This is a genomic window from Actinocorallia aurantiaca, assembly GCF_039533685.1.
Taxonomy (GTDB): domain Bacteria; phylum Actinomycetota; class Actinomycetes; order Streptosporangiales; family Streptosporangiaceae; genus Actinocorallia; species Actinocorallia aurantiaca.
This window is the reverse complement of sequence record NZ_BAAATZ010000002.1, coordinates 408,745-420,440: the sequence shown is the minus strand read 5'-3', so window position 1 is coordinate 420,440 and position 11,696 is coordinate 408,745. Positions and strand designations below refer to the sequence as shown.

Annotated in this window: 10 protein-coding genes; 5 read left to right on the top strand and 5 right to left on the bottom strand. The window is 70.8% G+C overall.

Annotated features, from left to right (window positions below):
- Positions 1-239: 239 nt before the first annotated feature.
- From ssd to ABD327_RS02845, 4 genes are all read left to right on the top strand, one after another.
- Positions 240-1,232 (top strand): septum site-determining protein Ssd, encoded by a 993-nt coding sequence (gene ssd, locus ABD327_RS02860; RefSeq protein ID WP_344448502.1) that lies wholly within the window; start codon positions 240-242, stop codon positions 1,230-1,232.
- A gap of 668 nt (positions 1,233-1,900) precedes the next feature.
- Positions 1,901-3,040 carry a TadA family conjugal transfer-associated ATPase gene (locus ABD327_RS02855; protein ID WP_344448500.1) on the top strand — a complete coding sequence of 380 codons (1,140 nt, stop codon included), beginning with the start codon at positions 1,901-1,903 and terminating at the stop codon, positions 3,038-3,040.
- Positions 3,041-3,259: 219 nt separating this feature from the next.
- The gene (locus ABD327_RS02850) at positions 3,260-3,772 is read left to right on the top strand and encodes a type II secretion system F family protein (protein ID WP_344448499.1); all 513 of its coding nucleotides are present in this window, start codon (positions 3,260-3,262) and stop codon (positions 3,770-3,772) included.
- A 362-nt stretch (positions 3,773-4,134) separates the two neighbouring features.
- A complete protein-coding gene (locus tag ABD327_RS02845; protein WP_344448498.1) occupies positions 4,135-4,893 on the top strand; it encodes a type II secretion system F family protein in 759 nt (252 codons plus the stop codon).
- Positions 4,894-5,345: 452 nt separating this feature from the next.
- Here the strand turns inward: ABD327_RS02845 and ABD327_RS02840 are convergent, their stop codons facing one another.
- From ABD327_RS02840 to ABD327_RS02820, 5 genes are all read right to left on the bottom strand, one after another.
- Positions 5,346-5,987 (bottom strand): LysE family translocator, encoded by a 642-nt coding sequence (locus ABD327_RS02840; protein WP_344448497.1) that lies wholly within the window; start codon positions 5,985-5,987, stop codon positions 5,346-5,348.
- Positions 5,988-6,495: 508 nt separating this feature from the next.
- Positions 6,496-6,984 (bottom strand): Rv3654c family TadE-like protein, encoded by a 489-nt coding sequence (locus ABD327_RS02835; protein ID WP_344448496.1) that lies wholly within the window; start codon positions 6,982-6,984, stop codon positions 6,496-6,498.
- Between the two features lie 173 nt (positions 6,985-7,157).
- Positions 7,158-7,586, bottom strand: coding sequence for a TadE family type IV pilus minor pilin (locus ABD327_RS02830; RefSeq protein ID WP_344448495.1), 429 nt, complete (start codon positions 7,584-7,586; stop codon positions 7,158-7,160).
- A complete protein-coding gene (locus tag ABD327_RS02825) occupies positions 7,583-7,756 on the bottom strand; it encodes a DUF4244 domain-containing protein (protein WP_344448493.1) in 174 nt (57 codons plus the stop codon). Before ABD327_RS02825 ends, ABD327_RS02830 begins: the two co-directional genes overlap by 4 nt.
- A 901-nt stretch (positions 7,757-8,657) precedes the next feature.
- Positions 8,658-9,413 (bottom strand): Fic family protein, encoded by a 756-nt coding sequence (locus ABD327_RS02820; RefSeq protein WP_344448491.1) that lies wholly within the window; start codon positions 9,411-9,413, stop codon positions 8,658-8,660.
- Positions 9,414-9,572: 159 nt separating this feature from the next.
- On the opposite strand from ABD327_RS02820, the gene acs reads away from it, so the two are divergent.
- Positions 9,573-11,495 (top strand): acetate--CoA ligase, encoded by a 1,923-nt coding sequence (gene acs / locus ABD327_RS02815; RefSeq protein WP_344448490.1) that lies wholly within the window; start codon positions 9,573-9,575, stop codon positions 11,493-11,495.
- Positions 11,496-11,696: the final 201 nt, after the last annotated feature.

Sequence of the window (11,696 nt, the reverse complement as noted above, 5' to 3'; positions counted from 1 at the left end):
CCGCCGGTAGCGAAAGTCACAGAAGAACGACAATTGGGCTTTCCAGCACCTTAGCCCTATTGACGATAAATACAACGGCTCTCTCCCCTTGACTCGCTTCGATCCGCCTCTCTCTCCGCCCACCGGTTCTGGCAGTTCCGCACCGATCGTCCGCCTGCCACACCCCGCCGTCGCGGCGCTTCCCGAGGTTTTCCACAGGCCGCTAAGCGATCTTGGCCGGGTTGGGCGACCTTGGATCCGTGAACGCTCTGGTGCTCTCCGGCGATCCGGAACTCGTCGACGACGTGCGTCGTCTCGCGGCCGCCGCCTCGGTGGAAATGGCGGTCGCCTCCCACCCCGCGGAGGCGCGCGCCTGGTGGCACCGCGCGGCCGTGGTCCTGCTCGGCCCCGACGTGCTGGCAGGCGCCCACCCGCGCAGGGACGGCCTGATCGTCCTGTCCCGCGAGGCCTCCGTCACCGTGTACCGCCGGGCGCTCGAACTCGGCGCCGAACAGGTGGCCGTGCTCCCCGAAGACGAACCCCGACTCGCCGACCGCCTGCTCCGCGCCTGCAGCCCGCCCTCCTCCGGCCGCGTCGTCGCCGTCACCGGCGCCCGAGGCGGTGCGGGAGCCTCCGTCTTCGCCACCACCCTCGCCCTTATCGCGGCCCGCCGCGACCTCCGCGTCCTCCTGCTGGACCTCGACCCCCTGTCGGCGGGCCTGGACGTGGTGCTCGGCCTGGAACGGACCCGCGGCACCCGCTGGCCCGACCTGACCCGCCTGCGCGGCCGCCTCTCCCCCGAAGCCCTGCACGGATCGCTTCCGGCGACCCGCGGGGTGTCCGTCCTCTCCCACGCGCACGACCGCACGTCCCGGATCCCCGCCGAAGCCCTCGCCTCGGTCCTCTCCGCGGCACGCCGCGCCTACGACCTGGTCGTCGCGGACTCCCCCCGCGGCACCGCGCCCTCCTCCGACCAGACCCTCCTCCTGGTCCCCGCCGAAGTCCGCAGCGTCCTGTCCGCCCGCTCCCTCACCACCGCGGCCTCCCAGCCCCTCCTCATCACCCGCGGCCCCGCCCCCGTCCGCCTCCCTTCCTCCTCCATAGCCGAAACCCTCGCCCTCCCCCTGCACGGCCACTACGACCTGGACCGCCGCATCCCTCCAGCCCTGGAACAGGCCGCCCTCCCCACCAGAGGCCCCCTGGCCCGCCTCTGCACCCGCCTCCTGCCCTCCCTTCTCCCCAACCCGCCCTGACCCGGCGCCACACGCTCGCCGCTTCCCGTCCCGCTCTCGACCCAGGAGCCACCCATGCTTCGCTCCCGCATCTCTCGACCCGCTCGCGCACTCCCTGGCGAAATCCGCCGCCTCCTCGCCCCGCTCTCAACCCAGGAGCCACCCATGCTTCGCTCCCACGCCTCTCGACCCGCTCGCGCACTCCCTGACGAAATCCGCCGCATCCTCGCCCCGCTCTCAACCCAGGAGCCACCCATGCTTCGCTCCCGCATCTCTCGACCCGCTCGCGCACTCCCTGGCAAAGTCCGCCGCTTCTTCCCCCGCTCGTCGGCCTCCGCTGCTTCCGTCTCCACCCGAAAAGGCGGACGCCTCTCCTCGGTACAAGCTCACACCTGGTTCTTCGCTCTCTTCACCACCACTTCTCCCGGCCCGCGAAGCGCCGCTTCCGCCCGCCTTCCGAAGTCCCGGCACCGCGGTCTCCGCGGCTTCTCCCGGCTGCTCTCCCCTCTCAAGGGGGTTCGGGACGCCGTCAACGCCATATCCCCCGAAACCCCCGTCCGAGGCCCGAGGCGGAGCACCTGGCAGGAGGCCCACCTGAGACGGAAGCGGCCCACTCCGGAAACAGGCCACCCGGAGCAGGGCCGAAGCGCCGAGGACCGGAAGCCGGACACGGGTATCGGCGGTGGGCGATGAGCCTCGCGGACGCGGTGCGGGGGCGGCTGGCCGACACCAGGAGCGCGGCCACGCCGGGAGCCGTGGCCGCGGCGCTGCGGGCCGAGGAGAAGGTGCTAGGCGACACCGAGGTGCTCAGTCTGACCCGCCAGGTGAGGGCCGATCTCGTGGGGACGGGCCCCCTGGAGACGCTGCTGAACGACCCGGCGGTGACGGACGTCCTGGTCAACGGCCCCGACGAGGTGTGGGTCGAGGCGAAGGGGCACCTGATGCGCACCTCCGTCCGCTTCCCGGACGAGCGGGCGGTCCGCAGGCTCGCCCAGCGCCTCGCCGCGGCGGCGGGCCGCCGCCTGGACGACGCCGCCCCTTACGTGGACGCCCGCCTTCCCGGCGGCATCCGGCTCCACGCCGTCCTCGCCCCCGTGGCCCCCGGAGGCACGTGCCTTTCCCTCCGCTCTCCCCGAGGCAGGGCGTTCACCCTCGGCGAGCTCGTGGACGAGGGGAGCCTCTGCGCTCGGGGAGCCGACCTGCTGGCCGCCCTGGTCGCCTCCCGCGCCGCCTTCCTCGTCACGGGAGGAACCGGCACTGGAAAAACCACGCTTCTGAGCTGCCTGCTGGGCCTGGTCTCCCCCTCCGAACGGCTGCTCCTCGTCGAGGATTCGGCCGAGCTCCGCCCCGACCACCCCCACGTGGTCCGGCTGGAGGCCCGTCCCCCCAACATCGAGGGCGCCGGCGGCGTCACCCTGCACGACCTGGTCCGCCAGGCCCTCCGCATGCGCCCCGACCGCCTGGTCGTGGGCGAGGTGAGAGGCGCCGAAGTGGTCGACCTCCTGAGCGCTTTGAACACCGGCCACGAAGGCGGCTGCGGCACCCTCCACGCCAACGCCCCCACGGACGTCCCCGCCCGCCTGGAAGCCCTGGGCTGCGCCGCGGGCCTCACCCGCGAAGCCCTGCACAGCCAGCTGGCGGCCGCCCTCGACGTGATCGTCCACCTGGACCGCCACGGCCCCCACCGCCGGGTCCGCGAGATCTCCGTCCTCCTCCGCTCCCCTTCCGGCCTGGTGGAAGCCCACCCCGCCGTCCACCTCACCCCCACCGGCCTCACCCCCGCTCCCGCCGCCTCCACCCTCTTCGACCGCCTGTCGTGGACCCCATGACGTTCGAAGAGGGGTGACGGGATGACGCTGCTCCTCGGAGCGCTCTTCGCGGCCGGAGCGGTCTGGCTCTGGACCTGTCCTCCGTTCTCCGTGCGAAGGCTCGCCGCCGTGCGACGCGGAGCGCAGAGGCCTGGAGGGCGGCTGGAGTCCGCCTTGCGGGAGAACCCCCTGGCAAGGCGCCTGACCCGTCACCGAGAGGAGGAGACGTGGAGGCTCGGCGTGATCGAGCTCTGTGACGCGCTGGCCGCCGAGCTCACCGCAGGACGCACCCCGGAAGACGCCTTGGCGGACGCCGTCGAGTCACTCTCCCCCGCACTGGCGGTGCCCTTGAAAGCCACCATGTCCGCCCCGGACCTCCCCCAGGCCCTGCACCGGCTCTCCGAACATCCCGGCGCGCACGGTCTACGCCTCCTGGCCGCCTGCTGGCGCATTGGAGTGGAACGCGGCGCCGCCTTCGCCCCCGTCATGGACGGCCTCACCCAGGGGCTGCGCGACGACCACGACCACCACCAGCAGATCAAGGCCCAGCTGGCGGGCACCCACGCCACCGCCCGCCTCCTGGCCGTCCTCCCGTGCCTGGGCCTGGCCATGTCCTGGTCCCTGGGAGCCGATCCCCTCGGCTTCCTCTTCACCACGCTCCCCGGCCTGGCCTGCCTCCTCCTGGCCCTCCTCCTGGACGCCGCAGGCCTCCTGTGGACCAAACACATAGCCACCAGAGCCGAACACCCCTGACCCGCACGCCCTGCCCACCACCGAGCCGAGAGACGGATGACGCAACCCCGGCCCATGAACGAGCCCCCGCCCCCACAAGCTGTGAACGAACGCCTGCCTCCACCGGCTGTACACGGGCCTTCAGAAGAAGCAAACCGCACCAAGGAGGAGTCGGTACGTCTCAGCTCGACGCGCTCCAACTTGGTACGCCTCAGCCCGGTGCATCTCAGCTGGCCACGCCTCAGCTCGGTGCATTTCAGCTCGGTGCATTTCAGCTCGGTACGCCTCAACTGGGCACGCCCCAGGTTGGTACGCCCCAACTGGCCACGCCTCAGCTTGGCGCGCTTCAGCTTGGTGCGCCCCAGCTTGAAAGGCGCTGAACGATGACGGATGTTCTGGGGGTTCTCTTCGCCGCAGCTGCGGGGCTCTTCGCGTTGGCACCGTCCCCCGCGAAAAGGCTGAGCAGGCTCGACGTCCGGAGGCGGTTCGCTCTGGCCGGGGACGTCAAGGTGCCCACCGCCGAGGAGCCGCGGAACGAGGAGTCCCGGAGGAGGCGACTGCTCTTGGCGGCCGCCGCGGGGATCCTCAGCGGTTCGCTGACGGGAGGACTGCCGGGCCTGGCCGTCGGAGCCCTCACCGGCTGGGGATGCTGGTGGTGGACGGGCAGAGGGGAGTCCGCCGGGTCCAGGAAACGTCGGGCGCGGATGGTGGCGGACCTGCCGATGGCCGTCGAACTTCTCTCCGCGTGTCTGGCCGCCGGTGTCTCCTGGGCTGAATCCATCGAGGCGGTCTCCGGGGCACTGGGCGGCCCCCTCGGAGCGGACCTGGAGAAGGTCGCCGCTCAGATCCGCCTGGGCGCCGACCCTCCCGAAGCCTGGAGGGAACTCACCGAGACCCCGGAAACCGCGCCTTTGGCCCGCGCGGCGGCCCGCACCGCCCGGAGCGGCGCCGCCCTGGCCCCCGTCCTCAACCGCCTCGCCCGCGACCAGCGTCGCACCGCCAGAGCCGCCGCCGAAGCCCGAGCCCGCTCAGCCGCCATCCAGGCCGTGGCCCCCTTGGGCCTCTGCTTCCTCCCCGCCTTCTTCTTCCTCGGCATAGTCCCGTCCATCGCCGGCATAGCCCAGAGCATCACCCTCCCTTAAGGGGAACTCCCTCAACCAGAGCCAGCATCCGGTCAGTTGGCGACAGCTCTCTCGAACAGGAACCGGGCACAGTCAGGCCGACAGCCCCCTTCAACCGGAAATCGGGGCACGCTCAGCTGACGACAGCCCCTTCGAACGGGAGCCAGAGCACACTCAGCTGACGGCCGTCCCCTCGGCAGGAACCAAACACGGACACTTCACAGCAGCCCCCTCGAACAAAAGCCAAAACACGCTCAGCTGACGGCCGTCCCCTCGGCAGGAACCGAACGCGACCACTTCACAGCAGCTCCCTCGAACGAGAGCCAGAGCACGCTCAGCTGACGACAGTTCCCTCGAGCAGGAGCCGAACGTGACCACTCCACAGCAGCCTCCTCGAACGGGAGTAGGAGCACGCTCAGCTGACGGCGGTCCCCTCGGCGGGAGCCGGGGCACTCAGTGGGCGGGGGCTCCCTTCAAGCGGGGGCCGGGGTGCGGTCGGTGGCCATGCGGAAGGCGAAGAAGGCGAGGAGGCCGCCGGTCAGGCGGCGTTGGAGGCGGAGCCAGGCGGGGCGGGTGGCGAGGAAGGCGCTGATGGAGCCTGCGGTGAGGACGAAGAGTCCGTTGAAGGTGAGGGCGACGCAGATCTGGACGGAGCCCAGGAGGAGGCTCTGGGCCGCCACGTGGCCTTGGGAGGGGTCTACGAACTGGGGGAGGAAGGAGATGTAGAGAACGGCGATCTTCGGGTTGATCACCGAGGTGAGGAAGCCCATGCCGAAGAGGCGGCGGGCGGGGGCGGGGTCGAGCGGCCGGGGAGCGAAGACCGAGGTTCCGCCGGGCCGGAACGCCTGCCAGGCCAGGTATGCCAGATAGGCGGCTCCGGCGAGTTTGATCGCGAGGTAGAGGGCGGGGACTAGGGCGAAAACCGCGGTGATGCCGGCGGTCACCGCCGCCAGGTAGACCAGGAAACCGGCGCCCACTCCGGCCAGGGAGATCAGGCCCGCCCGCCTCCCCTGGGCGATGGAGCGGGACACCAGGTAGATCATGTTCGGTCCGGGGGTCAGCACCATGCCCAACTCGACCATCGCGATACCGGCGACCGCCGCAAATTCCACCATGCAGTGATCATGCACCTCCATTCTGCCCAAAAGCCAACCGAGCGACCCAAAGGTGGACACGTCTATACGGCAGAGCGCTTCCCGACCCCGGAGTTCGCCCCTTGGAGGAAGATCTCCAGCCCTTCGAGACCTGCCGGCGTACCCGAAAAATCCGCCGCCGCTCGCGTTGCCCGCACTCGTACAGCTCCGCACCCGTCCCGCCCGGCAAGAAGACCGTCGACATGGGATAGAGCAAAGCCACCCGGGTAAAGGCCCCGTCCCGTACCGTCCTGCACCTGTTCCGTACCCGTACCGCCTCGCACTTGTCCGTCCCGGCAAGAGGAGCCAGCAGCGTGGGATGGAGCAGAGTCACCCGGAGCAGAGTCGCCCGGAGCTGAGGCTCTGTCCCGTACCGTCCGCACTCCGGCTGTCCCGCACCCGTACTGTCCCGTGCTCGTCCATCCCGGAAAGAAGAACCGGCAGCGCAGGGTGGAGCAGACCCGCCTGGAGCGGAGGCCTCTGTGTGGGGTCAGGGGTGGGGAGGGGCGGGGCCCGCTCTGGCCGTGGCGGGAATGGCCAAGGGGGCCAGCCATCGAGGGGCGGAGAGGGGGATGGAGACGGTCACCTCCGCGATGGTGCCGGGGGTGGCGGGGTCGGGGGTGAGGGTGCAGGTGATGAGGGTGGCTCCTGTTCGCAGGGCGGTTCGGCGGGCTTGGGGGCAGGGGTCAGGGTGGCCCCAGGTGTGGCGAGTCGCGGCGGTCAGGGCGGCCATGTCCGCTGCCAGCTGGGCTTGGTGACGGGCGGCCCGGATGCCGCCGATCGTCATCGCGGTGGCCGAGCACAGGCAGAGGAGGCCGGTCAGGGCGGCCGCCCAGATCGTGGCCGAGCCACGATCTGCGGGAGGGGGTTCTCGTTGGGGGATTTCCGGTGTTGATCTCAGGAAAGTCGATCTCGTCGTAAGACTCCTCGCGGACCGAGCAAGACAGGAAGGGCTGTGGAAGAAGTCTGATCTCGTCACAGAGCTCCTTGCGGGCCGAATGAGCGGGAAGACCGCGGAGAGAAGCCGGTCTCGTCACAGAGCTCCTCGCAGGCCGGGCGAGGCGAGAAGACCGCGGAAAGAAGGCCGGTCTCGTCATGAGGCTTCTCGCAGGCCGGATGAGGCAGGAAGTCCGAGGAGAGAGGCCGGTCCCGTCATGAGGCTCCTCGCAGGCCGGACGAGACGGGGAAGGCCGCGGGGGAAGGGGCTTCGGGGAAGGCGGGGGCGGTGGGTTCGGTGGGGGTCTCGGCGGTGAGGTGGAAGGTGAGGGCGGGGAGTGGGAGGCGGGAAGGCGGGCGGAAGGGGGCCGTCAGGGTGAGGCGGGTGGAGTCGGGGGTTCGGGTGATGGTGAGGACGGTGCCGGGAGGGGTGGCGCGGAGGGCGCGGGTGCGGACCTGGGAGAGGGGTTCGCCTCGGGCAGCCGAGCGTGCGGCGGTGTGGAGGGCGTCGAGGCAGGTGAGTCTGGTGGCCGCCGCGGTGATGCCCCAGAGAGCGGTCGCCACGACGGCCACCAGGGCGGGCAGTGCCACGGCCACTTCGGCGGTGGCCGTGCCCTGGTCGTCGCGGTGTCCTGGGCGGTTCATCCGGCCAGTTGGAGGGCCCGGTCGATGATCCCCGTCACCAGGGTCCGGACCTGGTCGCTGGTGACGATCTTGAAGAGCAGGCCGGCGAAGGCGGCCGCGGCGACGGTCGCCACGGCGTACTCGGCGGTGGCCATGCCGGCGTCGTCTCGGTTTCGGGGGCGCGGGGCCATGGGGCCTCCTGTGCTCTGGCCGGGTCGGTCGCCCGGCGACGAACCTCAGCATGCGCGCCACTGATCAAGATCGCTTAGCAGGCTGTGGACAACTCCGCGTGGCCAGTCGATCGCCCATCCGGGGAGCACGATCGCCGCAGACATCCGGCACCCGACGCCCACCACCCGACGCCCCGCACCCCGCACCCCGCACCCCGCACCCGCCACCCGACGCCCCGCCACCCGCTACCCGACGCCCGACACCCCGCACCCACCACCCGACACCCACCACCCGACACCCCGCACCCGACACCCCGCACCCGGCACTTCGCACCCGCTACCCGACGCCCGACGCCCGACACCCGGCACCCGGCACCCGGCACCCGGCACCCGGCACCGAGGGCAGGCTCGGCTCGGCTCGGCTCGGCTCAGAAGAAGCGGAAGCACGATCACCGTGGCCACCCGGCCCGCCCCTGGAAAAAGCGAAATCACGGCCCTCGCGGCCGCCCGGCCCGGGAAGCAGGGCCCGGCCCGGCTCCGAAGGGACGGAAGCACGACTGCCGCGACCACCGGCCCTGGAGGCAGATCTCAACCCGCCCCCGGAGGGGCGGAAGGGGCGGTTCGGCCCGGCCTCCCCAAACGGACTTAATTCACATACCAGGCAAGTTCAAAAGCCCGCCGACCTCTGCGGACTTCCCTGCTTCGGGGCTTGTCAGCAACGGGTGGAAGGCGTAGACAGGAAGTACGGACGAACGTCCGGGCACGCCACTCCGGTACCCACGCGCGACCAGCCGCGGGAGGCACGTCGAGTCGGGCTTGACCCGCTCAGACGATCACGAATTGCACGCTTGATAACCGGAGATGGCGAGGCGGTGGCGGCGTTTCCCGCAAGGGGAACGCCGCCCTTCTTCGTGCGGACCCCTCAGCCGCGCTGCATCGACTCGCAGAGCGCCTGCGCGTCCCGAGCCCCGGCGGTGACCGCCTCCGCGCAGTGCCGGATCCATTCGGCGACGCCTTCCGCGGTGCCCGTCAGGTAGGCCTCGAACGCCTTCCGGTACTCCTCGGCCCGCTCGAAGTGGCCCACCTCGGGGGAGACCAGGGACTTGGGGTCCAGCCCCCGGTCGATCAGGGTCAGCCGTTCGGCGGCCCGCGCCACCAGGCCGTCCGCGGTGCCGAAGGGCTTCAGCGCCAGCAGTTCGCCGTGCACGACGGCCGCGGCCACGAGTGCGGGGGCCTTCGACGGTGCCGTCAGCAGCGCGCTCAACGCGTCGAGCCGTGCTGCGACCTCTTCCGGAGAGGGCGTACCCGATTCCCGGGGCCGCCCCAGAAGGTCGGCCGGGACGAGGTCGCGCGCGCCCAGGACGTGCAGGCGTGCGAGCACCTGGCGGGGCGCCGCACGCCAGGTCGTCACGAGCGGCCCCATCTCGCCGGAGATCCGCAGGGCCCCCTGGACGAGGGGGTGCTGGGCATGCCCCGAACGTACTTCTTCGAGGTGTGCCTCCGCCCCTTCCAGGGCCGCGGAGGCGCGTGCTCCGCGCAGCAGCGATTCGGTGGACACCTCGGTGCTCTTGCGCCGCAGCATGCGGTGTCCGCGGAGTCTGTCCACGGCTTTGCGCGCCGTGTCACAGGCCTCTTCCACACCGGGCAGCAACGAGACTTGAAGCAGAGCGTCATCCACGGCCACGAGGGTACACAGGGGTCGGACGTGTCCCGCATCACCTACCATTTGTAAGGAAACTTAAAAGTAGTCCCGCCCTTGCTACGCATGCCCGACCACGGGTTAAGTGAGATATCCCCCCAGGGTGCGAGTCGAGAGCCAGTGACAAGGAGCCAACCCGTGAGCCAGGACGCGCTGTCGAACTTGCTACAGGAGAACCGACGCTTCGCTCCCCCGGCCGACCTCGCAGCCAACGCGAACACCACCGAAGACGCCTACGCCCGCGCCGCGGAGGACCGCCTCGCCTTCTGGGCCGAGCAGGCCGAGCGGTTGACCTGGGCCAAGCCCTGGACCGAGGTCCTCGACTGGACCGACCCGCCCTTCGCCAAGTGGTTCACGGGCGGCGAGATCAACATCGCCTACAACTGCGTCGACCGGCACGTGGAGGCCGGGCGCGGCGACAAGGTCGCCTTCTACTGGGAGGGCGAGCCCGGAGACACCCGCACCATCACGTACGCCGACCTCCAGAAGGAGGTCTGCCGGGCCGCGAACGCGCTCGGCGAGCTCGGTGTCGTCAAGGGCGACAGGGTCGCCATCTACATGCCGATGATCCCCGAGACGGCCGTCGCGATGCTGGCGTGCGCCCGGATCGGCGCCACCCACTCCGTGGTGTTCGGCGGCTTCTCGGTGGACGCCCTGCGCACCCGGATCGAGGACGCCGACGCCAAGCTGGTCATCACCGCGGACGGCGGCTACCGCCGCGGCGCTCCCAGCGCGTTGAAGCCGACCGTCGACCAGGCCGTCACGAAGAGCGTGAAGAACGTCCTCGTCGTCCGCCGCACCGGCCAGGACGTCGAGTGGACGGACCGCGACGTCTGGTGGCACGACCTCGTGGACCGCCAGCCGGAGGAGCACAGGGCCGAGCCGCACGACTCCGAGCACCCGCTGTTCATCCTCTACACGTCCGGCACCACCGGGAAGCCGAAGGGCATCCTGCACACCACCGGCGGCTACCTCACGCAGACGTCGTTCACCCACCACGCCGTCTTCGACCACAAGCCGGAGACGGACGTCTACTGGTGCACCGCGGACGTCGGCTGGGTGACGGGCCACTCCTACATCGTTTACGGGCCGCTCTCCAACGGCGCGACGTCCGTCATGTACGAGGGCACCCCCGACACCCCGCACCGCGGCCGCTGGTGGGAGCTCGTCGAGAAGTACGGCGTCACGATCCTCTACACCGCGCCCACGGCGATCCGCACGTTCATGAAGTGGGGCGACGACATCCCCGCGCGGTTCGATCTCTCCAGTCTGCGCGTCCTGGGCTCCGTCGGCGAGCCGATCAACCCGGAGGCCTACGTCTGGTACCGCGAGCGCATCGGCGGCGGCCGTACGCCGGTCGTCGACACCTGGTGGCAGACGGAGACCGGCTCGATCATGATCAGCCCGCTGCCCGGCGTCACCCACGGCAAGCCCGGCGCGGCGATGCGGCCCCTGCCCGGCATCTCCGCGGACGTCGTGGACGACGAGGCCAAGAGCGTCCCCGACGGTTCGGGCGGGTTCCTCGTGCTCAAGGAGCCGTGGCCGTCGATGCTCCGCACGATCTGGGGCGACGACGAGCGTTTCGTGCAGACGTACTGGTCGCGCTGGCCGGGCCTGTACTTCGCCGGCGACGGCGCCAAGAAGGACGACGACGGCGACCTGTGGCTCCTCGGACGGGTCGACGACGTCATGCTCGTCTCCGGCCACAACATCTCCACCACCGAGGTCGAGTCGGCGCTCGTCAGCCACCCGAAGGTGGCGGAGGCGGCCGTCGTCGGCGCGTCCGACCCGGTCACCGGGCAGGCGATCGCCGCGTTCGTCATCCCGCGCGACGGCGGCGAGATCGACGTGGAGGAGCTGCGCGCGCACGTCGCACAACACCTCGGCCCGATCGCCAAGCCGCGCCAGATCCTCCTCGTCCCCGAGCTCCCGAAGACCCGCTCCGGCAAGATCGTCCGCCGGATCCTCCAGGACATCGCGGAGGGCCGGCAGATCGGTGACGCCACCACCCTGGCCGACCCGGCCGTGATGGAGCACATCAAGCAGGCCCTCGGCCTCTGAGTCGGGACTTTCCGGAGCCGCCGTGACGTGTCACGGCGGCTCCGCCGCTCCCCGCGGGTAGGCTCCGCCGGACCGGCTCGCCCTAGATGCATCGGGTGGAGAGTGTCTCGGTAGGTTCTTGGGATGGCGCACACTCGCGTGTGTGTCACCGTTTCGCTGCTCATCGGCGATTTGGGCTACCCGAAAACCGAACATTCCGAG

Coding starts and splice junctions, on each gene's coding strand:
- ABD327_RS02840 (WP_344448497.1), bottom strand. CDS start 5,987: ATGGTGGAATTTGCGGCGGTCGCCGGTATCGCGATGGTCGAGTTGGGC.
- ABD327_RS02845 (WP_344448498.1), top strand. CDS start 4,135: ATGACGGATGTTCTGGGGGTTCTCTTCGCCGCAGCTGCGGGGCTCTTC.
- ABD327_RS02825 (WP_344448493.1), bottom strand. CDS start 7,756: ATGGCCCCGCGCCCCCGAAACCGAGACGACGCCGGCATGGCCACCGCC.
- ABD327_RS02855 (WP_344448500.1), top strand. CDS start 1,901: ATGAGCCTCGCGGACGCGGTGCGGGGGCGGCTGGCCGACACCAGGAGC.
- ABD327_RS02830 (WP_344448495.1), bottom strand. CDS start 7,586: ATGAACCGCCCAGGACACCGCGACGACCAGGGCACGGCCACCGCCGAA.